The sequence below is a fragment of the Psychrobacter sp. Sarcosine-02u-2 genome, from assembly GCF_002836335.1.
Lineage (GTDB): Bacteria > Pseudomonadota > Gammaproteobacteria > Pseudomonadales > Moraxellaceae > Psychrobacter > Psychrobacter faecalis.
Genome location: NZ_PJBX01000138.1, coordinates 1 through 22,708, shown reverse-complemented (window position 1 = coordinate 22,708; position 22,708 = coordinate 1). Strand labels below are relative to the sequence as shown.

Genomic DNA, 22,708 nt, shown 5'->3' with positions numbered 1-22,708 from the left:
TAAGCGGAATGACCTTGCTGATAATAGACGATCACTCTTAGTTTAAAGTCGATGTCATACTTCATAAAATAACCCCCAAAAGTTGTGTCCAACTTATGGGGGTCAGTTCATTATAAAGACGGTTTTTTTGTGGGTAATTTTTGAGGTTTATATAAATAAGTTTAAGCTGCTTTACATTAAGCACGCTTTAGACGCAGCGCGTTTAATACCACAAATAATGAGCTTAACGACATACCAATCGCCGCAAGCCAAGGCGGCACATAGCCTAAAGCTGCGGGTATCAAGACGCTACTATTATAAATTAGCGCCCAACGTAAGTTTTGCTTAATAATACGTTTGGTCTTATCAGCGATACGCTTCGCCGCCGTGATAGCTTCGATTTGACCATTTAGAATGATACTGTCACTCGAGACTTGCGCCAAATCTGCTGCGCCCGCAATCGAGGTTGAGACATCTGCCGCTGCTAAAACAGGCGCATCATTAATACCGTCACCAACCATGAGTACGACGGCGCCTTTTGCTTGCAGCGCTTGAATATGATTGACTTTATCGGTTGGCGACAGGCCGTTATAAGCGGCTTTCATGCCTAACTCTTCCGCCATTACCAGTGCTTGTGGACTTGGGTCACCGGTTAGCATGACCGGCTCAATACCTGATTTTTTGAGAGCGGCGAGCATAGACGGCGCACTATCACGTACCTTATCGTTAAAGTAAAAACCTGCCAGCGCTTGCCATGCATTTGACGGACTATTTTGACAAGACAATACCACCGCCGAGCTGGCACGATGAGTGGCTAAATCAATGGTTAACGCATTATTTTGTTGAGAATCAGTATTCGCTTTATCCATGGCAAAATCGACATGACCGATGCGATATAGGACGCCATCAATCATTGCCTCTACCCCGCCTGCAGGATAGTATTGCAACGACTGCGTCGCAGGCAGATGTAATTGATAAGCGGCGGTGAGCAAAGCGTGAGCAATCGGATGGCGGCTGCCCACTTCAAGCGCGGCGGCAATCGCTAATAGCTTGTCTTTTTCTTCATTGCTAGCAGCTGTCGTATCATTAGTTGCCAATCGCTCGATATTTAATAAATTGGGCTTACCATAAGTCAGCGTGCCTGTTTTATCAAACGCCACATGGGTAATCTCAGCAAGGGTTTGCAGCGTATGGCCTCGTGTGGTTAAAAAGCCATAACTCGCCAATCGATTGGTCGCTACCGTCAGCGCAATCGGTGTCGCTAAGGAGAGCGCACACGGACAGGTCGCCACCAATACCGCCACCGTTGCCCAAATTGCTTGGCTTGGGTCGACGATATACCAACCAATGAACACCAAAGCTGATAATACTAAAATCCGCGCTACAAACCAACGCGCCAGCTTATCCGCTTGCTGAGCGAGTTTTGGTTTCTCACTCATCGCCCGATTCATCAGCCTATCAATCAACCCTATCTGGCTGTCTTCTGGCAATGCCGTCACTAACATCTCAAACGGCTGACTGTCGTTTTGGGCGCCGCCAACGATATAATCGCCTTGGGTTTTGATGATTAAATCGCCCTCACCAGTTAGCAGGCTTTGCGAGACGGTCGCTGTAGAGCTAAGCAAGATACCATCGCTGATAATCTCAGAGCCTGCTTCCACCATAATAATATCGCCCACTTGCAAGCTATGAGCGGTCACCATCTGCCTTTTTTCTGGCACGGCTTCTGTCTGCGCTATATTTGATGGTTTATGATTTGCTCGCTGCCAGTCTTGAGCGATACGTGACGTCAATTGCTGAATATTGGCATCCATGCTTTGCTTAAAGTTGGGCATCGTTTTTGCGCTAGTGGTTGTGCCCTTTGTCGCTAAATTATTATTTGGATTAAGCACCTGTTCAGCACTATTATCAGAAAGAGCGTCATTATCAAAGATAGTATTATTAAGCGTATTTTGCTCTATGAGCTGCAAGATACGCGCCGCCGCGTCTTTATCTTCAGCAATTTTTTGTACCAAGACGGGCTCGACCACCACCAAGTCATTGGCCATAGTGGCGGCTTTTAAGCGTGCATTATGCTCAATATAACGCCCAGCCAATAAGAAGAAAATGAACATACTGACCGAATCAAAGTACGTTTCCCCTTGCCCGGTAATGGTCGCATAAAGACTGGCAAAGAAGGTCACCACTAAGGCGATACTAACCGGCACATCCATATTGACTTGGCGGGCACGAATCGCTGACCATGCTGAGGTAAAAAACGGCACACCGGCATAAAAGAACACCGGCGTACTCACAAATAGCGACACCCAACGTAGAAAATCACGCTGAAAAATAAGCATGTCGCTATATTCGCCAAAATAAATCGCTACCGCATACATCATTGCTTGCATCGAGCCGAGCGCCGCGATACCAAGCCGTAATAGCATCTGACTGTTATGACGTGCCAGCATGGCCTCATGGGTATCTTGACGATAAGGCTTGGCTTCGTAGCCAATCTCATTGATAACGCCCAAAATACGACTAATCGGCAGCTTATCTTCGTCCCAAATCACCCGCATGCGCTGATTGGTTAAATTAACCTGACATTGGCTGATGCCATCTAACTCATCTAGCCGCGACTCAATCAGCCACGTACAGGCCGCACAGCGCAGATTATTGACCGATAGTTCTGCTACCGACATGCCGTCTTGGGCGTAGACAAATTGAGATTTTATTTCATCGTGATCATAAGCTTCAAGGCGCGTCAGCTGGGTTGGTAAACTTGCCGTACGGTTAATCTCCGAGCGGTCAAGATAGTATTGCTCAAGCCCTGCCTCGACAATACTTTGCGACGCTAACTGACAGCCCATACAGCACATCTCGCGCGACTGACCTAAAATATCGGTATGAAACGGCGGCTCTGGTACCGGATCACCGCAATGAAAACAATGACCGGCAAGCGGCAATACCAGACCCTCAGTAATCGAGTGGTCTTGATAGTGGCGGTTGTTATTTGCTGGCATAGATGAGGGAATACTAGACATAATCGCGCTATTTCCTTTCGACAAGTTTACTTGCAGCCGACCGGCTTTTAATAAACTTGCTCTGATTAACGAGAGTCAATCCCTATGTAAAAAAGCGATTGAATTATCTGCCTTTAACACAGCTACTTTACATAGATATTGGCACAACGTTATTGGCACAATGATATTGGCATAAATGAGACTAAAAAATTGGTAAAAACTATTAATAAAAGGGGTCGATAAAACTGTTGGTATCAACCTAATTATTGGTGGTGTTCTAAAAAGTATGCTGGCGATAGAAGTCAATAAGAAATCTATGCTAAGTTCTCTGATTCTATAGGGCTTTCAAGGCTTCAAAAATTGTTCAAGTTTTAATCAGCATACTTTTTGACACACCACCTAATTATTAATATAAACATTATACTACAAGCGCGCGGCGTAAGCAGCCTAGCCCTTTATCCCAAAACATTAATACCTCCAAAACACCTACTACGAAAGTCTAACGCCTGCTTAATGAATGCAGGCGTTGATGATGATAGATTGAAAAATTTGTCAATTTGCGTCATTATGAGGCAGTTTTTTATCCCAAAATGGTGTGTCATCAGTGCAAAAGTCTAATTCTAAGCGACCACAGTCGTCTAAGCCTGCTATCAATACGCTACCCTCACAGCAGCGCGGCGTGGTGTTTAGTGGTATTTTATTAATCGTCATTATCGCAGCTATGGTGCTATTGGCGCTATATTTGGTCAAACTTGATCGCACCATTACCCACAAGTTTGAGGGCAAGCGCTGGGACATTCCTGCTAAGGTTTACTCGCAGCCCCTAGAGCTGTATCAAGGCGCCAATGTCGATACAGACACCATGAAAACTTGGCTTAAGCTGCTCAATTATCAAAGCAACAAGGCTTATGATCGCACCGGTACCTACCATAAATCTGGCAATACCTACTTTATCCATACGCGCGGCTTTACGTATAGCGCCAACGACGTCGATAAAGAGCAAGTCATCAAAATGACCATTGCTGGCAATAAGATTGAGTCGGTACAAAGCACCCAGCCTGCCAAAACTGGCATTATTCGTCTGGAGCCAGTAAACATCGGCGGTATTTATCCAGACAGTAACGAAGATCGCATGGTGGTGACGCTCGATCAAGTACCGCAGCCGCTGATTGACGCGCTTATCGCTACCGAGGATCGCGGGTTTTATGAGCACAAAGGCGTCTCGATACGCGGTATCGCGCGTGCGGTATTAAACAACTTTACCGGTGGCCCTAGACAGGGCGGCTCGACCATCACTCAGCAGCTGATTAAAAACTTTTATCTGAACTCCGATCGGACGATGAAACGTAAAGCCAATGAGGCATTGATGGCGGTGTTACTTGAGCTGCATTATAGTAAAGATGAGATTCTACAAACCTATCTAAACGAGATTTACTTGGGTCAAAACGGCAATCGCTCTATCAATGGCTTTGGCCTTGCCTCGCAATTTTATTTTGATAAACCCCTCAAAGAGCTGCGTTTAGACCAACAGGCGCTACTTGTTGGTATGGCAAAAGGCCCGAGCGTTTATAACCCGCGCCGTCATCCAAACGATTCGACAGAGCGCCGTAATACCGTACTGAATAATATGCTAGCAGTCGGTAAAATTAGCCAAGAAGAGTACGAAAAAGCGATAGAAAAACCACTCGATGTGGCGGACAAACCCGTCGAAGGCAAAAGCCAGTTCCCTGATTTTTTAGATATCGTCAAGCGTGAATTGAACAAAGTCTATTATTCTGATGATCTGAAAAACGAAGGTCTGATTATCATCAGTACCTTAGATCCTATTGCCCAATTGGCAGCGGACAAAGCGGTCGAGAGAAAACTTGGTGAGCTACGTCGTCGCGGTAGCAAGACCAAAGACTTACAAGGCGCATTGGTCAGTGCCAATCCTGAAACTGGTGAGCTGGTGGCAGTGGTCGGTAGTGGCAGTGAATTTACTGGTTTTAACCGTGCTGTCGATGCGAAGCGTCAAGTTGGCTCGTTATTAAAGCCAATTATCTATATGACGGCGCTTGAAAGCGGGCGCTATAATTTGGCAAGCTCGGTCGATGATTCACCGATTACGGTCAATTTGAGTGACGGTACTGAGTGGAATCCAAAGAACTATGACAATCGTGACCATGGTTACGTGCCGTTTACCACCGCTTTGTCGCAATCGTATAATCACAGCGCGGTACGTTTGGGTATGGAGTTTGGCGTTAATACCTTTGCCAAACAGCTACAGCGCATGGGCGTAAAAGAGAAAATCCCGCCTTATCCTTCGGCTTTATTAGGCTCGGTCAATCTTAGCCCAATGGATATGCTGGGCGTTTACCAAGTATTCGCTACCGGTGGTTTCCGCACGCCTATTCATAGTATTCGTAGTGTTATTGATGATCGCGGACATATTTTGCAGCGTACCGGTTTAAATACCCAGCGTAGTATTCCGCCTGAGACCAACTTTTTGATTAACTATGCCTTGCAAGACGTGGTCAAAAACGGCACGGCCAGACGCATACAATCGCTTGGCAGCAACTTAAACCTTGCTGGTAAAACGGGTACGACCAACGATTATCGTGATGCTTGGTTTGCCGGCTACAGTGGCAACTATGTTAGCGTGGTTTGGGTCGGTCGTGATGACAATAAACCTATCGGTCTAAGCGGTGGTAGTGGCGCTTTGCCAGTTTGGGTCGATTATATGAATCGTCTCAAGCTGACCCCTGTCGCGCTGCCAGAGCCTGAGGGAATTGAGTGGTTGTGGCTTGAGAACAACTCTGGCAAGTTGTCTAATGAACGCTGTGCTGATGCGCGCTATCTGCCAGTGATGTCAGCGTATCTACCCGAAGAAGCCAGCAGTTGTGCTATTAGCTTATATCAACAAGAGCGTGCCCGCGAGCAGATACAATGGCAAAACCAGCAAGGCTCGATTAATCAACAGCGCCGCCGTGAAGGCTTAGATATTCCTAATGGCGAAGCCGTTGATACGGATAACGAAGGTGACGACGCTAACAATGCCGGCAACGCTGAGCAAGAAGGCGGGTCGAGCAATCGTGCCGATACTTGGTATGACCGCGCCGTTGAATGGTTCTAGGGTTTTTAAGACTTAAAAAAGGGTTTTAACATGGCTTTATTGATACAGCAAACTGTCGCCGCTAAGCAGGCTATCACTGCTCCTTCTAAAGGGCAAACTAAGCTGATTAATACGATACTTGCTACTAGCGCCCTTATTAGCGCATTAAGTTTAAGTGCTTGCCAAACGGCGCCGATAGCAATAAAAACGTCTCCTGCGCAAACGTCTGCGCCTCAAAAACAGCAGCCTACAGCAAAACAGCCAGTAACGGTAACCCAAGCACCGATTGTTAAAGGCGATGATAATAAGTACTCTACCGTGCCCAATACAGTGCCTACACAACCGACTTCGACAATGCAGTCATCCGAAGCAGAACAGGTCTATACGCCAGCAACACAAAGTCCAATCATCACACAGCCTGATAGCCAAGATGCCATCATCCTTACGCCTTCTCGTGAAGATTACATCCTATCCGAACCATCAATTCCTTCGCATAATGAGCTATTGGAGCGGGCGCGGCAAAACTCACAGCAGCGCAGTCAGCAAAGCACAGCCAATAACAGCAACTTGCCAGCCTTTCGTAATCTCATGCAAACAGGTACAGAGCAATTAAAATCAGGCAATATAAATGGCGCTGAGAGCAGCTTTACGCGCGCGCAGCGCCTCGCGCCCAAATCATCAGCCGTCTATTTTTATTTGGCGCAAGTCGCTCTTAAAAAGAATCAACCACGTAAGGCTGAAGCGATGGCGCGCCGAGGTTTGACCGTTGCTCAAGACAGCACTCGCCGCCGCAACCTTTGGCAAATCATCTTGCAATCAGGACAAGCACAGGGTAACGCTCGCGTGATAAATGAGGCCAGACAGGCGCTGCGCTAATAGGACACACTCTCGTATTTACCATGACGACTGAATCTATAAGCGCTAAAATAGGCTTATAGATTTAGTCGTTAATTTTTTTATCCCGTTTTTTATTGGGTTTAATGACTGTTTTCTTTTACTCCTTTAATTCTTCACTTTTATTTTAAACTAAGGTTACCTTTATGGCATGGCAACAACTGCATTTACAATGTGAAAAAGACAATGTCGATCTCGCTGAGGCGCTGTTATTAGAAGCTGGCGCGCTATCAATCGCTTTAGATGACGCAGGCGACCAGCCTTTATTTGAACCCCTTCCCGGTGAATCACCGTTATGGGATGAGGTCATAATCACAGGCTTGTTTGACGCCAATACAGATGCTGGCAATCGTCAATTACTTGAGGAATTAAGCCATGAAATCGGCGCACAAGTACAGGCCAGCCGAACGTGGGTCAACGCTGTCGATGATAAGGATTGGGAGCGCGAATGGATGTCCAATTATAAGCCAATCGAGTGCGCCAATAACTTATGGATTGTGCCTAATTGGCTGACACCGCCGAACCCTGACGCTACCAATATTATTATGGATCCAGGTTTGGCTTTTGGTACTGGCTACCATGCCACTACTCGCCTCTGTCTTGATTGGCTGACCGAGCAAGACCTGACCGATAAAGTTGTGATCGATTATGGCTGCGGCTCTGGTATTTTAGGGATTGCGGCGCTGTTATTGGGCGCGCGTCAAGTTTATGCGGTGGATATTGACCCACAAGCGGTGCTTGCGACCAATCAAAATGCAGCACGCAATCACGTTGATGATCGCTTGCAAGCATTTTTGCCAGAAGACTTCAATAATTACTGGCAACAAAACGATATGAAACCCGTAGAAATCATGGTTGCTAATATTTTAGCCAAGCCACTCATTGGTTTAGCGCCTTATTTTGCGACCCTGATGGCACCCAAAAGCCGTATCGTGTTAGCAGGCTTGATTGAATCGCAAACCGAGCAGGTCAGCGAAGCGTATCAGCCTTACTTTGCGCTCGATCCTAAGCATGCTTTTACCGCGCAAGAAGATCAACATTGGCAGCGTTTATCTGGTACATTTACAGGATAGCAACATTTAATTACATCTGTTACGATAGAGGAGCAGTTAAATAATGTTGTGTATTTAACGCTGCTCTATCGTTGCCTGCAAATTATGATGATTACTCTATAAAAAAAGACATAAAAAACTGGCAGCGATTGGTAAGCGATTAAGCAGTATTAACATGCGGTATTAATACTGATACCTTTTTGGATTCGACCTTATGACTACGCCAATCAAAACCCAGTGCCCTCATTGTCATGCTATTTTTAATATTAAAAAAACACAGTTAAACCAAAAAACAGCCAATGTTTGCTGTGAACATTGTCAACACAGTTTTTTGGTCAATAACAACCTTATTGTCACGAATGATACAGAGCCGACTGCTGACACTATGGGGCATGAACCTCAATCTGATGCATCCACTACCGCCAATACTTCTATTAAGCAAACGTCTACCGTTACGCCAGAAGCAAAAGCCACAACCAAGCCAAACGGCACCTCTGAACCAGAAGATGCAGATATTCTTATCCATGATGATATGGCTGAAGAAGATTTGATAGACGATCAGTTGATTCACGATGATATGGATATTGCAGATTTTGAAGAGGAAGATTTAGAATACGGTTCGCTCGACAGTATGGACGCTTGGCTAACGCAAGCAGCAGATAGCACCCCTACCTCAACCACAAACAATAGTGATAAGTCGACGAAAAGCCCAGCAACAAAGCTAGATAAAAGCGCTCACGCCTCTGTTAGTCCCATAGAAAAACCCTCTTTAGCAAACGCTCTTATAAAAGAGCCAGCATCAGCTGCCCAAGTAGCCCTTAGCTCAGCGGCAGCTAATGACATCCATGCCAGTATCGATGATAATAGCGATGAGTCTTGGCTTGAAAAACTGCTCAAAGAACAAAATGAAAACGAAGACGGTCATAGTCCAAGAAAAGACACAGGTTTATCAGCGCTGCTCGCAAGCATGGGCGTTTCTATCAAAGACGAAGACAACACGCAGGCCGCACGCCTTAAAAGGCAGCAAGCACAAGCCAAGTTTTCACCAATACCTGCTAAGCGCTCGCTTGCTTCATTACTCTGGACACTTGGTTGTTTGGTATTAGCGCTGCTACTTTTTGCACAGTATGTCATTTTTAATTTAGATAACTTGGTTAAAAATCCTGCCCATGCTGAGCGCTTGCAAAAAGTATGTGCTATCGCCGCTTGTAGCTTACCTAGCGCCAATCTAGCGGCTTTGAGTACAAGCGATATCACTCATCGACCTAGCCGCATCAAGACTGCCAACACCTTTAGTGATATCAGCATCACTTTAAACAACCAAAGCACCCAAGCACAACTCCTGCCGCATGTGAAAGTTAGTGTTTATGGTACTGATGCACTTATCGGCGAATTTATTGCAGCACCGCAAGATTATCTACTCAGCACGCAGAGCCAATTGGGCGCCACAAGTCGCAAGCAGCTGTTATTTACCATCCCCGTTGCCAATGCTCAAATCGACAAAGTAAACGCCGAGCCTATTTATTAACATTCAGCTTGGTAAAATGCCATTTATAAGCAATAAGATTTATTCAAAAGTTTTGCTCTTTTATCAAATTTGTCCTAAATGTTTTAAATCTGTCGTCATAAATGACAATAAATAGCGTCAAGCCTAGAGTAATAATAGGGTAATACCCAATCTATTGTTCTGATAGGCTTTGACTTTGTTATAATAGCGCTTAAACGCCTTATGGTTTACGCTTACGCTTAAGGACATTATCTTATGCCACCACATGCACCGTATAATGCCACTCATTTTGACCAGGATATTGAGAGCTCTGCTGATTATAAAGACGGCTATCATCGCTCTATCCATAAGGTAGAAGCTTCCTTAGACGATAGCCTTCATGCGCACCAACCGTTACGTGTGCATGTAGAGCGCGTGGTGCGGCAGTATTTTGCGATGCTCGATGATGAGATGCCAACCGACTTATATGAGCTTATTTTAAAAGAGATAGAGCAGCCACTATTGTCAGTCGTGCTCGAAAAGTGCCGCGGCAATCAGACCAAGTGTGCGCAAATCTTAGGTCTCAATCGCGGTACGCTACGCAAAAAGCTCAAAACTTATGGCTTAATGTAATCTATGGCTTTATACCAGTCGCTGTTATTTACGACGACCAACTATCGCATTCACCACGCTCCTTAGCACTGCTAACCGACATTCAATTGTATGGCACGTTTATAGTTTATGATCTTATCAAACCCGATATGCTCTGCACTGCTTGCCATTATTACCTTGCCAGACGTTTACGTCAGGCTTTTTTTATGGAAATTTTCTTATGAGTACAACTCCCCTTGCCCTACTATCGGTTTCCGATAAGTCAAATATCGTAGAATTCGCCCAAGGCTTGCTTAAAGCTGGTTTTGGTTTATTATCGACTGGCGGTACTTACCGCTTGCTAACAGAAAATAATGTCGCCGTCACTGAAGTTTCAGACTATACGGGCTTCCCTGAAATGATGGACGGCCGCGTTAAAACGCTACATCCAAAAATCCATGGCGGTATTTTAGGACGCCGCGGTACTGATGACAGCGTCATGAATGAGCACGCTATTGAGCGCATTGATTTGGTCGTCGTCAATCTTTATCCGTTTGCAGAGACGATTGCACGTAGTGACGTCACCATGAACGATGCGATCGAAAACATCGATATTGGCGGCCCTACTATGGTTCGTTCAGCGGCAAAAAACCACGCTCACGTTGGTATTGTGACTGACCCTGCTGATTATACGCGCGTGCTTGAAGCATTAGGCGATGGAACGACACTAACCCCTGCCCTACGTTACGATTTAGCGGTCAAAGCCTTTGAGCATACCGCACAATACGACGGAATGATTGCCAATTTCTTGGGCAGCCGCGTGAATGAAAACCAAGAGGCAGAGAATTTCTCTCGTACCTTTAACGTCCAATTAGAAAAAGTGCAAGACCTACGCTACGGCGAAAACCCGCATCAAAAAGCGGCTTTTTATGTCGAAAACCATGCCCTGAAAAGCCAGCAAGCCTCTATTGCAACCGCGCAGCAGCTACAAGGTAAAGAGCTCTCTTATAACAATATCGCTGATACCGATGCCGCCCTTGAATGTGTTAAAGCCTTTAGTGCGCCCGCTTGCGTGATTGTAAAACACGCCAATCCTTGCGGAGTCGCCGTAGATAGCGATCAAGTCGCCGCTTACCGCACCGCTTTTAGTACCGACCCTGAGTCATCTTTTGGTGGTATTATTGCCTTTAACCGCGAACTTACGCTTGCTGCAGCCAAAGCGATTATTGACAATCAATTTGTCGAAGTCATCATTGCGCCAAGTATCGAAGATGGCGTTTTGGAGGCGACCGCTGCTAAGAAAAACGTCCGTGTCTTAGTTTGTGGCGAGTTGCCAACGCCTGAGCAGCGCGACAGCCAGCTTGATTATAAACGTGTCAATGGTGGTTTATTGGTGCAAGAGCAAGATTTGGGCCTTATTACCGCCAACGATTTAAAAATCGTTACCGACGTCCAGCCAACCGAAGCACAGATTGCTGATTTATTATTTAGCTGGAATGTCGCTAAATACGTCAAATCTAACGCCATCGTTTATGCCAAAGGTCAACGCACTATCGGTGTTGGCGCCGGTCAAATGAGCCGCGTCAATTCAGCGCGTATCGCCGCTATCAAAGCCGAGCACGCTGGTCTTGCTACCGAAGGCGCGGTAATGGCATCAGATGCTTTCTTCCCATTCCGTGATGGTATTGATAACGCGGCCGAAGTCGGCATTGCTGCTATCATCCAACCAGGCGGCTCTATGCGTGATGACGAAACGATTGCTGCCGCCAATGAGCATGGTATTGCCATGGTCTTCACTGGTATGCGCCACTTCCGCCATTAATCAGCGGTTAAGATAATGCTATTAAGAAAACAGCGTTGAGAGTAAATAAAAATTGTAATGCATAAAAAAAGCCACTATTAATAGTGGCTTTTTCATATTTAAGGCTTAATAAAGCTCGTTAAAAAAAGGGTTTAACAAATGCCTTATAGGTCGCTTAACGTCCTTGCGCATTGGCCATATTGGCTTCATTAATCTCAACTTTATAGACCATACGTAGATAATCTAGATAATCTTGCAGCTGATCTTGACCCAAATTATCACGAATAATGGCGGCAGTTTGTGCTCTTTGGGCATCAGATAGCGGCGATTGCTGCTCTGTTTTGATGCGATCACCGACCAATAATGTCGCACCCGTTTCAGTCTCACTCGCTACCGCCACGACGCCATTGGCTGCCGCTTGCTGACTAAAGGCTAAGCCGCGCTCTTTTTCGCTCAATTGCGTGGTCTGACGGTTTACTTCGCCCAATGCTTGCAGCTTCACGGGCTGTTTTGCAATATCAGCAGGCGTTTTAATAGTGGCCGCCAATTTCTTCGCCGCTTGTAACGCTAAAGCCGTTGCTTTTTGTTGACGCAATATCTGCGTGATTCTTGGCGTCGCCGCTGTTAAAGACAACGTCTTGGTTGGGCGATAATTACTTGGCTGTACCCATACCGTACCATTACCAACCTCAATACCCGCAGTCACCGCTTGGTCTTGAATGGTAAATTCATCAAACGCTTGCTTAATCACCGCCGGCTGCGCCAAAGCAGATTGGTTGTTTTCTTTACGATAATCTTTGATATGTTTTAATGGCACATTCTCTTGCTGAGCGATGTCTTCAATACTAAAGCCATCTGCTGCCAAGTCATTAATCGCTGTGACTTTATCGGCATACATTTCCTGGCGTTTATATTCTTTCGCTTTAGCGGTTAGCTCTGCACGCATACTCTCTAGACTTGGGATTTTGCTACCATTGTCCTCAGTCACGGTAAATATCTGATAGCCAAAGCTGGTTTTCACGGGAGCACTGACATCACCAACGCTCAAGCCTGCCAGTGCTTCTTCCACGGCTGGTGCATCATTACCAAATACCGCTGGGTTAAAACGTCCGATATCGCCACCTGTTTCGCCTGACGGATCATCAGACTCGGCTTTGGCAACCTTGGCAAATGACTCACCTGTCGCAAGGCGGGCTTTAATTTTATCCGCGCGTGCTTTGGCATCTTTACCCGTTAGCAGGATTTGGCTAATTTTACGCTCATCTACGATAGCAAGACTTTGCTTATAGGCTTCATATTGCTGCTGCAAATCTTCTTGGGCAACCTCATTAACTTCAATCGCTTGCGGAGTCAGTTGTAAGTAAGCCAAGTCCACCATGGCCGCGCTTTTGAGTTTGTCTTTATTGGCATCATAGTAAGCTTGTATATCACCCTTGCTCAACTTTACCTGCTCAGCATAGTCCTGCCATTTAAAACGATGCAGCCAAATATTGCGCGACTCTAGCTGCAAATCAATCAACTGACTGACCGCTTGCATCGGATAAACTGCGGTACCGACGATGCTGGCATTGAGCTGATCTAGGCTCAACTGGTTGCGAAACTCAGCAAACAGCTGGTTTTTTGTCATATTGCGTTGACGTAAAAAGTTTGCAAACTGCTCGTTAGAAAAATTGCCCTCTGCATCTTTAAAGATTTCTTCTTGGCGCAGCAAACGATTGATGGTGTCATCAGAAACCGTCATGCCCAGCTTGCCAGCCTGCTGCTCTAGCAAGGTACGATCAATCAGCCCCTTTAGGACTTGCTCGTGCAGCACGTCTTCATTCAATAAACTGGCATCATCAACTTGGTCTAAAAGCTCAGTACGACGGTTATTGACGGCAGTTTGATACTCGGACAGTCCCACGCTTTTGTCACCTACTTGAGCGATTTGGTTGGGATCGACACCGCCGCCAAAGTAGCTTTCGACACCCAATAGAGCGAGCGGCGATAGGCACAAAATCAATAAAATGCGACCCGGCCAGCTTTTTAAGAAATCGCGCAATTTATCCATAGTTATCTCTGCTTTATTAACCTATATTGATGAAAGACCATTGTAATACTATTAATAATATCAACGCTGTATAAGCAGGCAATGGTAAGAAGAAGAACGTGTGCATTTTATCGCTATAAAATTAGGCGGATTGACGAAGTTTATAACAAGATTTAATAAAAACTCTTGTTTATACAACACCGCTATCGCGCGCCCTATGATACGTGATTTTTGATATAGACTCAAAATATTCAGGCGACTATTGCCACTTAAAGCTACAAATTTCAGCACTAAAAAAAGCACCTAATCTCTAGGTGCTTTTTTGGTCATTGGCTCATGACTTAATGAATCGTTAAGTCATAAGTTGCTATCTATTGTTTTACTGCCAACCAACGCTGTTTTTATTCGTGTATCACGTCGTCAACGAGCATTTGATTATTTTATTATAGAATAGCTAAAAAGAGTACAGCTTAAACAAAGCGGCTTAGTTTAAACGCTCTTTTAGGTTTTTACCGGCTTTAAAGCTTGGTACTTTGCTTGCTGGAATGCTAAGCTCTTCACCAGTCTTAGGGTTACGGCCAGTACGCGCTTTACGGTCTTTTACGCTAAAAGTACCAAAACCAACCAATGAGATGCTGTCGCCAGCTTCTAGCGCTTCACCAACACTTTCCATTACTGCATTCAAAGCTTCGCCAGCTTGAGTTTTATTTAGACCACTTTTTTCGGCGATGCTATCAATTAATTCTGACTTATTCATAAAATTTCCTTCAAGTTTTAGGGGGTAAAAAACGCTCACGCCAAGTATTGTATCGCTCTCAGAGTACTTAAGCAATAAAAACCACTGGCCTCACGCATAAACAGGTTTCGCTTTGTTAACGTCTTTATATCAAGGCAGCATAAGGAGCGCAAGCGATTTTACATATTTTTGTGCACTCTACTACGTATTTGACACTCAATGTTACTTAAAACTGCTGCAAATTTTCTATTAAATCGCTACTTTAGCTTATAGGATTTAATGAAATAAAGCACCTATCGTCAAAGCACCTATCTTTGTATTGGCTCTCTTATGCATTTTGCCTTTATAACCTAAATACTCAAATATGATGAAGGTGCTTAAACTCAGTTTTTATACTAACAAGCAAAATTAAAAACTAAAGCATAAACTTGGATCGAAAAATAGCTGCCAAGCCCGACTAATGCATTACCAGTCATAAATTTTGGTGTCTTTATAGATGAGCAAATTATAAGGTAGTGACTGACCAACTGACAGAAACGTGCGTTACTTTTTATGCTAAAGGCGTTACTATAAGCGCGATTGCATTGTACATTTTGGGTTGATTTTGACCTTTGTTTGTCCTTTTATCTTTAACTTACACAATAAAAACGGATTATTTACATGAAGCGTTCTACGTTGTCTCACTCTTTTCTTAATATCATATTAGTGTTTATCGAGTCGGCGCTGACCCTGTTGTTACGTTTAGACCCAGAACTCCGTAAAGCTGCTTATCCACTCGCCAAGCAAGAGACGGTCGTCGCGCTTAGGTTATACTTGCCTCATGTAGAGGTTTTCGCCACCTTTACTACCAAAGGGGTATTATTAGATGATAGATTGCCTATCGGCCGTAGTGAGCCTGACGTTATTATCAACGCTTATAGCGTTCAGGTGATTAACGCCATCATCACCCACGATACTGAGTCGACTGAAAAGCTGCAAATGCGCGGTGAGGCGGTGCAAGTACAGCTGGTCAAGCAGTTTATTATGCAGCTTGGTTTTGGTAGCTTAATTCAAGGGCTGATCAAAAAGATTAAGGGCGGCAAAGGTAAGACCAAACCTACCGAAGCCGAAATGGCAGAAAAAAAGGAGAGTTATAAGCTGCGTATTAAGGAGCAGCAAACTCAAATCAACACGCTGACCATTAAAAACCGTGAACTTGAAACCACGGTTAAAGAACTGCAAAGCAAGCAGAAGACCTTTATCATTACCGCAATTATTTTTGCGGTTATCGCTATCGCTGCCATTATTGCTTTATTTATCATGACCTAATGCCTTACTAACTGCAGTGATAACGTGTTTTTAAAGTTATTCTTCTAACCTTGTATCGCGTTTAATAGGATGTAGACTTATTAAGCGCTCTTGATTCCTTTCTGTAGTTCACATCCTGCGCGTTCGCGTATTTATTCTTTTTTAAGCCTTAATATTACCTATCATTGTTTTTATCAATGATAGGAATAAGTCACACTCACCATTCAACCACACTTTAATCTTGACTAAATTACTCAGGATTGAGTATAATTACCCTATCGTTGCACACATCGGGTAAACCATCTGCTGTTTAATAGCGACAAGACACCACTTAGTCGATAGATGATTTTCCTAAATAGAAGCGCAAGTACGGCTAGCTACTAACTGGCCTTTAGCAATAAGTCGATTATAAATCTATTAAATCTATAAAGAACCTATTGATAACCCTGCACTTTTGGAATACGACAAGACTAAGTTCGTTGTTAAATAAACTTTTTATAAAAAGGATTGGAGATAACACATGCGTTTGACTACTCGAGGCAGATACGCCGTGACCGCTTTACTTGATTTGGCTTTGCAAACCAGCCAACAAGACAGCGCCGTCTCTTTATCTGACATTGCTAAGCGGCAATCGATATCTATCTCTTATCTTGAACAGTTATTTTCCAAGCTCCGTAAGCGCGGTTTGGTCACCAGTATCCGCGGTGCAGCAGGGGGTTATCATTTAGCCAAGCCCCTTGATCAGATTGATGTGATGAGCATCATTTCTGCTGTCGATGAATCTGTCGATGCGATGCAGTGCGGCGGACGCGGTGATTGTCAAAGTGGTACAATGTGCCTAACGCATGATTTATGGTGCGCTTTATCAAATCATGTCGAACAATACTTGAAAAATATAACATTAGCGCAATTATTAGACATGGAACATGTGCAGTCAGTTTCAGACCGTCAGCACCTCACGTTTCCAAATGACATTGCTACAAAAGATATGTCCACAAAAGACATCAACACTATTACTCTATCGACCAGCGAGGCAAACCCAGCATGAGCCAACATAACAACCTTATATACTTAGATTATGCCGCCACGACGCCAGTTGCTAAGTCAGTCGCTACTAAAATGAGCGAATATCTGACGGTAGACGGCATCTTTGGTAACCCAGCATCACGCTCACATGGTTACGGCTGGCAAGCAGAAGAAGCGGTAGAAACGGCTCGTCAGCAAGTCGCTGAAGTGATTCATGCGGATCCACGCGAAATCGTCTTTACCTCGGGCGCGACAGAATCAGATAACCTAGCTATTAAAGGCGCGGCACATTTTTATCAGTCGCGCGGCAAGCACATCATTACCAGTAAAATTGAGCACAAAGCAGTTTTAGATACTTGCCGTGAGCTTGAGCAAGAAGGTTTTGAGATTACTTACCTTGAGCCACAAGCTGGTACGGGTTTGATTTTGCCAGAGCAAGTACAAGAAGCCCTACGTGACGATACGATTTTAGTATCACTAATGATGGTCAATAATGAGCTTGGTACCATTACCGATGTTGCCGCGATTGGTGAGATCACTCGCAAAGCGGGCGTTGTATTCCATGTCGATGGTGCGCAGTCTGTGGGTAAAATACCTGTCAATCTTGAAGAGATGAAAATTGACTTGATGAGTTTCTCAGGTCATAAAGCCTATGGCCCTAAAGGTATCGGTGCGCTATTTGTTCGCCGTAAACCTCGTATTCGCCTAAAAGCTGAGCAGCATGGCGGTGGCCATGAGCGCGGTATGCGTTCAGGTACCTTGCCAACGCACCAAATTGTTGGGCTAGGTGCTGCATTTGCATTGGCCAATGAGCGTTATGCAGAAGACCATGCTCACGTGGCAAAATTACGCCAAAAGCTGTGGGACGGTCTACAAGATATCGAAGAGATTTATCTAAACGGTGATTTAGAAAACAGCGTGCCTAACATCATTAACATCAGCTTTAACTTTGTTGAAGGCGAGTCACTGATGATGTCGTTAAAAGACTTGGCGGTTTCATCAGGTTCAGCCTGTACTTCAGCGACGCTTGAGCCATCGTATGTATTGCGCGCCATCGGTCGCCCAGATGAGTTGGCCCATAGCTCAATCCGCTTTAGCTTTGGTCGTTATACCACCGAAGAAGATATCGATACCGTGGTAAAACAGATGCATGAAGCGGTAGACAAATTACGCGCGCTATCGCCACTTTGGGATATGTACCAAGAAGGCGTTGATTTAGACTCGGTAGAATGGTCTGAGCATTAATATTTATTCATAAAACTTTAATAGTAAAAAGGTTTAATGGTTATCAGGTATAAGCATTAAACCAAATAATTCATCAGACAATTATAAATACCATTTTTATAATATGTGTTTGACCCCAATTATCGATGAGTAGACAGACATTTAAACTTAATAAGTGAGTTATTTGGAAAGTTACTTATATAACTTAACATTTAAGTGGCTACTCATCATCTAACTAGGAGAAAACCCCATGGCCTATAGTGACCAAGTTATTGATCATTACGAAAACCCACGCAACGTCGGCAATCTTGACAAAAATGCCAAAAACGTTGGTACGGGTATGGTTGGCGCCCCAGCCTGTGGCGATGTGATGCGCCTACAAATCCAAGTCGATGATAACGGTATCATCGAAGATGCACGCTTTAAAACCTATGGCTGCGGTTCAGCAATTGCTTCAAGCTCGCTTGTCACCGAGTGGCTAAAAGGCAAAAGCTTAGACCAAGCTGGCGAGATCAAAAATATGGATATCGCTGAAGAATTGGCATTACCACCGGTAAAAGTGCATTGCTCAGTCCTTGCAGAAGACGCCATTAAAGCCGCCATTAGCGACTATAAAGGTAAGCATGGTACAGCTGCGGCAGTAACAGAAGAAGCAACCAGCTAAATTATATAAAGCCTTGCGCTTATTTATATAATAGGCGCAAGTAGCGAATTTGAAAACAAACATGAGTAATACGACGTTAGAAGCTACTAACGCCCATAAGGTGACAATAACGCTCATGTAATTGTCACCTTTTATTTATTTTTAACGCTTTACTGGCAGTGGTGTTGATAAAAACGCTTTTGCCGCAATTATTATCTCAATTATTGATAGTCAATGGGAGTTGGCATGATTGAAATGACAGAACGCGCCGCTCAGCATGTTCAAGACTTTTTGGACAATCGCGGTAAAGGTGAAGGCATCCGAGTAGGTATCCGTACAGCAGGCTGCTCAGGCTTGGCTTACGTGCTAGAGTTTGTTGACACGCCTGACGAAAACGACACCCGTTATGAAAGCCGTGGCGTCAATATTTTTATTGATCCTAAAAGCTTGGTTTATTTAGATGGCTTAGTGATGGATTATGAAAAAGAAGGTCTCAATGAAGGCTTTAAATTCACCAATCCCAATCAAAAAGGTGAATGTGGCTGCGGTGAATCGTTTACCGTCTAAAGCTCTAAACCAGAGCGCGCTAAACGATTGATATACGAGCGCTTAGCACCTAAAACCTGAGTTAGCGCTTAGATACTAAGTAAGTACTGAACTTTAAAAGACCAGTATTTAAAACAGACAGTAAATAAAACAGCGCATAAGTAAAAGCAAGTCTTCACAAGAATAAATAAAAACAAAGGCAGACGCTATGACAGACATCACGCCAGACGCACAGTTTGATAACTTCTTTGCCCTATTTGAGCAACCTGTACAGTTTGCGGTCAACCAAGAGCGCCTTGATCAGCAGCTGCGTCTGCTACAAAAACGCTATCATCCGGACAACCTTGTCGCTGATAGCAAAAATGTAGCGGATAGTGCACAAGCTAAGCAGCAATCAGAGCAAGCCTCAGCGCTAATTAACCAAGCTTATCAAACGTTAAGAGACCCTGACAGTCGTGCCAGCTACTTGTTGGATATCGCTGGGCAGGCGCAGAACTTAGAGCATTCGATTGCCGATTTGGACTTCTTAGAAGATGCGATGCAAATGCGTATGGATTTGGACGATGCGATTGAAGGCAAAGAGCTTGCCGCGCTAAAGCAACTACATCCGCAGATTACCGAGCGTCTAAATAAACAATCTGAGCGTTTTGATAGTGCTTATCAGAGCCAAGATTGGCAAACGGCGATTGATGCCACGCAAAAATTAAAATTTTTGGTGAAATTAGATGCCGATGTTACTACAGGGCTTGATGAAGTCGCGTCTGCTGAGCATTTAGATGACGACGATTTATACGTTTAACGTCATACTAATTCATTTAAATTGTTTAACTTCGCGGGTAACAAGCCTATATGTAGCTAAGGTTAAAATAACCACTACTATGCCGTATAATTGTAAACATTAAATACTAGTCAACTATATATTATATTTGTACCATTTCTCTTAATTCATTTTATCTTTGAGTTTTCTTATGTCTTTATTGCAAATTGCCGAACCCAATCAAAGTGCCCAACCTCACCAGCATCGTTTTGGCCTAGGAATTGACCTTGGTACGACGCGCTCATTGGTCGCTGTGGTACGCTCAGGCAAGGCGCAAGTTTTGCAAGCTGATACAACGACCGACACCTTATTGCCGTCGGTGGTCTACTATCCAAGTGCTGGCAAGCCCTTAGTCGGCTATGATGCCCTCGCCCACTTAGTAGATGATCCAAAAAATACCATCGTCTCGGCTAAGCGCTTTATGGGCCGTAGCCAAGCCGATATTAAATTTTCCCATCCTTATGAGTTAAGTGGCAGCAAAGACGCCATGCCAGCCTTTGTAACGGCGCAAGGGGAAGTGTCTCCTGTTGAAGTTTCAGCACGTATTTTAGCCGCGCTTGAACAACGTGCCGCAAGCGCTTTACCTGATGATAGTATACAAGGCGCAGTGATTACTGTGCCCGCCTATTTTGATGAAGCGCAGCGTCAAGCCACTAAAGATGCGGCGCAAGCTGCTGGTATTAACGTTTTACGTTTATTAAATGAGCCTACCGCGGCCGCCGTTGCCTACGGTCTTGATCAGCCTACTGATGACAATAGTGAAAACTACTACTTAATCTATGATTTGGGTGGTGGTACTTTTGATGTATCTATTTTAAAGCTCAGCGATGGCGTGTTTGAAGTCTTAGCGACAGGCGGCAATAGTGCGCTTGGCGGTGATGATATCGACCGCTTACTGACCAATTGGCTGATTAAGCAGTTAAATATTGACCCTAAAGACGTGAGCCTGCACGACAAATCCATACTCGCCCAACAAGCAAAAAGCTATAAACAAGCATTGACCGATGCTGAGCAAGTCGATATCGACATTGTTGTCAATGAGCGCTCTTTTCAAGGTGTGTTACGCCGCGACGATTTGATAACAATTGCAGAGCCTGTCAGCCGCCGCACGTTAAGTGTCTGCGAGCAAGTCCTGCGTGATGCCAAATTATCTGCCGCTGACTTAGATGAAGTCATTTTGGTCGGTGGTTCTACCCGTATGCCTGCGGTGCAGCAGGTGGTGGCAGATTTCTTTGCTAAAGAACCGCTTTGCCGTCTTAATCCAGATGAAGTTGTAGCTTTAGGTGCGGCACAAACGGCGCATCAATTGGTCAATGGCGATAGTGATAATGGCTTATTATTGCTCGATGTGACGCCTTTATCGCTCGGTCTTGAGACCATGGGCGGCTTGGTTGAAGTGCTGATTCCGCGCAACACCCCTATTCCCGTCAAAAAACGACAAGTCTTTACCACTTACCAAGATGGTCAAACCGGCATGGTCATTCATGTAGTGCAAGGCGAGCGTGAAACAGTGGATAACTGCCGCTCACTTGGACGCTTTGAGCTATATGGTATTCCGCCGATGAAAGCGGGCTTTGCGCGTATTGAAGTGACCTTTAGTATTGATGCCAATGGTCAGCTGACCGTCAGTGCGCAAGAAACAACGACCAAGACTGAAAGTAAAATTGAGATTGTGCCATCTTATGGTCTGTCTGATGAGCAAAAAGAGCAATTATTAATCGCAGGCTTTAAGTATGCGGAAGAAGACAAGAATGCGCGCTCGCTAATTGAGACCAAAGTAGAAGCGGAACGTGAATTATTGGCGCTACAGTCGGCGCTTAGCGAGTTTGCGGCGTTAATCTCACCTGAAGAGCAGCAGTCATTGACCGAGAGCATGCAAGCCTTGCAAACCGCGCTTAGCACCGACGACTTAACCGTTATTGAAAGCGCGCAAGGCAAATTAAAGCCACACAGTGATGCTTTTGCCGCGCGTATTATGAATCAAAGCGTCAAAGCAAGTATGTCGGGTACCAGTGCGCAAGATTGGTAGTAGATAGCATTTATACCACTCATATGATAGGCGCTTAAGACACTCACTTAGCAACCTTACTAGATTGACCTTTTTTATTTTTAATTGATTAGCAGCGGACGAATAACTTATGCCAAAAATTACAATATTACCTCACCATGAAATCTGCCCAGAAGGCACCGAAGTCGAGCTAGAATCGGGCACAAACTTATGTAAAGCGCTACTTGAAAAAGGCATCAAGATTGAACATGCCTGCGAGATGTCAAAAGCCTGTACTACTTGTCATGTCGTGGTGCGTAAAGGATTTAACACCTTAGATGAGATGGACGATATCGAAGCGGATTTATTAGACCGCGCGTGGGGTCTGGAGCCTGATTCACGCCTATCGTGCCAAGTGATGCTTGAAGATGATGATTTAACGATTGAGATTCCTAAATACACGTTAAACCATGCGAAAGAAAATCATTAAATAATAAAGCTGAAGCATGAAATGAAA

At 44.6% G+C, this 22,708-nt stretch carries 17 protein-coding genes; 14 read left to right on the top strand and 3 right to left on the bottom strand.

Features of this window, described 5'->3' with window-relative positions:
• Positions 1-176: 176 nt before the first annotated feature.
• Complete coding sequence (locus tag CXF58_RS05445; RefSeq protein WP_068404463.1) at positions 177-3,002, bottom strand: heavy metal translocating P-type ATPase; 2,826 nt, start codon at positions 3,000-3,002, stop codon at positions 177-179.
• Between the two features lie 583 nt (positions 3,003-3,585).
• Here CXF58_RS05445 and mrcB point away from each other — a divergent pair.
• From mrcB to purH, 6 genes are all read left to right on the top strand, one after another.
• The gene (mrcB, locus tag CXF58_RS05440; RefSeq protein ID WP_102076836.1) at positions 3,586-6,093 is read left to right on the top strand and encodes a penicillin-binding protein 1B; all 2,508 of its coding nucleotides are present in this window, start codon (positions 3,586-3,588) and stop codon (positions 6,091-6,093) included.
• A gap of 30 nt (positions 6,094-6,123) precedes the next feature.
• Positions 6,124-6,948 (top strand): tetratricopeptide repeat protein, encoded by an 825-nt coding sequence (locus CXF58_RS05435; RefSeq protein ID WP_102076835.1) that lies wholly within the window; start codon positions 6,124-6,126, stop codon positions 6,946-6,948.
• A gap of 164 nt (positions 6,949-7,112) precedes the next feature.
• Positions 7,113-8,039, top strand: coding sequence for a 50S ribosomal protein L11 methyltransferase (prmA, locus tag CXF58_RS05430; RefSeq protein ID WP_102076834.1), 927 nt, complete (start codon positions 7,113-7,115; stop codon positions 8,037-8,039).
• A 193-nt stretch (positions 8,040-8,232) separates the two neighbouring features.
• Entirely contained in the window at positions 8,233-9,546 is a 1,314-nt protein-coding gene (locus tag CXF58_RS05425) for a DUF3426 domain-containing protein (protein WP_102076833.1), read from the top strand.
• A 321-nt stretch (positions 9,547-9,867) separates the two neighbouring features.
• Positions 9,868-10,137 (top strand): DNA-binding transcriptional regulator Fis, encoded by a 270-nt coding sequence (fis, locus tag CXF58_RS05420; protein WP_228706547.1) that lies wholly within the window; start codon positions 9,868-9,870, stop codon positions 10,135-10,137.
• A gap of 199 nt (positions 10,138-10,336) precedes the next feature.
• Positions 10,337-11,917, top strand: coding sequence for a bifunctional phosphoribosylaminoimidazolecarboxamide formyltransferase/IMP cyclohydrolase (gene purH / locus CXF58_RS05415; protein WP_102076831.1), 1,581 nt, complete (start codon positions 10,337-10,339; stop codon positions 11,915-11,917).
• Between the two features lie 154 nt (positions 11,918-12,071).
• Here the strand turns inward: purH and CXF58_RS05410 are convergent, their stop codons facing one another.
• Both CXF58_RS05410 and CXF58_RS05405 read right to left on the bottom strand, forming a co-directional pair.
• On the bottom strand, positions 12,072-13,946 hold the full coding sequence (locus CXF58_RS05410) for a SurA N-terminal domain-containing protein (protein ID WP_102076830.1): 1,875 nt from the start codon (positions 13,944-13,946) through the stop codon (positions 12,072-12,074).
• A gap of 463 nt (positions 13,947-14,409) precedes the next feature.
• The gene (locus tag CXF58_RS05405) at positions 14,410-14,721 is read right to left on the bottom strand and encodes an HU family DNA-binding protein (RefSeq protein WP_223808465.1); all 312 of its coding nucleotides are present in this window, start codon (positions 14,719-14,721) and stop codon (positions 14,410-14,412) included.
• A 600-nt stretch (positions 14,722-15,321) separates the two neighbouring features.
• Here CXF58_RS05405 and CXF58_RS05400 point away from each other — a divergent pair.
• The 8 genes from CXF58_RS05400 to fdx all read left to right on the top strand — a co-directional run bounded on the left by CXF58_RS05400 (position 15,322) and on the right by fdx (position 22,681).
• Positions 15,322-15,969: a hypothetical protein gene (locus tag CXF58_RS05400; RefSeq protein WP_068404477.1), complete on the top strand. Its 648-nt coding sequence runs from the start codon at positions 15,322-15,324 to the stop codon at positions 15,967-15,969.
• A 499-nt stretch (positions 15,970-16,468) separates the two neighbouring features.
• Positions 16,469-16,996, top strand: coding sequence for an Rrf2 family transcriptional regulator (locus tag CXF58_RS05395; RefSeq protein ID WP_102076829.1), 528 nt, complete (start codon positions 16,469-16,471; stop codon positions 16,994-16,996).
• Positions 16,993-18,219 carry an IscS subfamily cysteine desulfurase gene (locus CXF58_RS05390; protein ID WP_102076828.1) on the top strand — a complete coding sequence of 409 codons (1,227 nt, stop codon included), beginning with the start codon at positions 16,993-16,995 and terminating at the stop codon, positions 18,217-18,219. Before CXF58_RS05395 ends, CXF58_RS05390 begins: the two co-directional genes overlap by 4 nt.
• A gap of 229 nt (positions 18,220-18,448) precedes the next feature.
• Positions 18,449-18,862: a Fe-S cluster assembly scaffold IscU gene (gene iscU / locus CXF58_RS05385; protein WP_068404483.1), complete on the top strand. Its 414-nt coding sequence runs from the start codon at positions 18,449-18,451 to the stop codon at positions 18,860-18,862.
• 225 nt (positions 18,863-19,087) lie between these two features.
• Positions 19,088-19,408 (top strand): iron-sulfur cluster assembly protein IscA, encoded by a 321-nt coding sequence (gene iscA / locus CXF58_RS05380; RefSeq protein ID WP_068404485.1) that lies wholly within the window; start codon positions 19,088-19,090, stop codon positions 19,406-19,408.
• A 187-nt stretch (positions 19,409-19,595) separates the two neighbouring features.
• Positions 19,596-20,186, top strand: a complete 591-nt coding sequence (hscB, locus tag CXF58_RS05375; RefSeq protein ID WP_068404486.1) for a Fe-S protein assembly co-chaperone HscB — start codon at positions 19,596-19,598, stop codon at positions 20,184-20,186.
• Between the two features lie 169 nt (positions 20,187-20,355).
• A complete protein-coding gene (gene hscA, locus CXF58_RS05370) occupies positions 20,356-22,233 on the top strand; it encodes a Fe-S protein assembly chaperone HscA (RefSeq protein WP_068404488.1) in 1,878 nt (625 codons plus the stop codon).
• Positions 22,234-22,342: 109 nt separating this feature from the next.
• Complete coding sequence (gene fdx / locus CXF58_RS05365) at positions 22,343-22,681, top strand: ISC system 2Fe-2S type ferredoxin (RefSeq protein ID WP_068404490.1); 339 nt, start codon at positions 22,343-22,345, stop codon at positions 22,679-22,681.
• Positions 22,682-22,708: the final 27 nt, after the last annotated feature.

Coding starts and splice junctions, on each gene's coding strand:
- CXF58_RS05445 (WP_068404463.1), bottom strand. CDS start 3,002: ATGTCTAGTATTCCCTCATCTATGCCAGCAAATAACAACCGCCACTAT.
- CXF58_RS05435 (WP_102076835.1), top strand. CDS start 6,124: ATGGCTTTATTGATACAGCAAACTGTCGCCGCTAAGCAGGCTATCACT.
- prmA (WP_102076834.1), top strand. CDS start 7,113: ATGGCATGGCAACAACTGCATTTACAATGTGAAAAAGACAATGTCGAT.
- CXF58_RS05425 (WP_102076833.1), top strand. CDS start 8,233: ATGACTACGCCAATCAAAACCCAGTGCCCTCATTGTCATGCTATTTTT.
- purH (WP_102076831.1), top strand. CDS start 10,337: ATGAGTACAACTCCCCTTGCCCTACTATCGGTTTCCGATAAGTCAAAT.
- CXF58_RS05410 (WP_102076830.1), bottom strand. CDS start 13,946: ATGGATAAATTGCGCGATTTCTTAAAAAGCTGGCCGGGTCGCATTTTA.
- CXF58_RS05400 (WP_068404477.1), top strand. CDS start 15,322: ATGAAGCGTTCTACGTTGTCTCACTCTTTTCTTAATATCATATTAGTG.
- CXF58_RS05395 (WP_102076829.1), top strand. CDS start 16,469: ATGCGTTTGACTACTCGAGGCAGATACGCCGTGACCGCTTTACTTGAT.
- CXF58_RS05390 (WP_102076828.1), top strand. CDS start 16,993: ATGAGCCAACATAACAACCTTATATACTTAGATTATGCCGCCACGACG.
- iscU (WP_068404483.1), top strand. CDS start 18,449: ATGGCCTATAGTGACCAAGTTATTGATCATTACGAAAACCCACGCAAC.
- iscA (WP_068404485.1), top strand. CDS start 19,088: ATGATTGAAATGACAGAACGCGCCGCTCAGCATGTTCAAGACTTTTTG.
- hscB (WP_068404486.1), top strand. CDS start 19,596: ATGACAGACATCACGCCAGACGCACAGTTTGATAACTTCTTTGCCCTA.
- hscA (WP_068404488.1), top strand. CDS start 20,356: ATGTCTTTATTGCAAATTGCCGAACCCAATCAAAGTGCCCAACCTCAC.
- fdx (WP_068404490.1), top strand. CDS start 22,343: ATGCCAAAAATTACAATATTACCTCACCATGAAATCTGCCCAGAAGGC.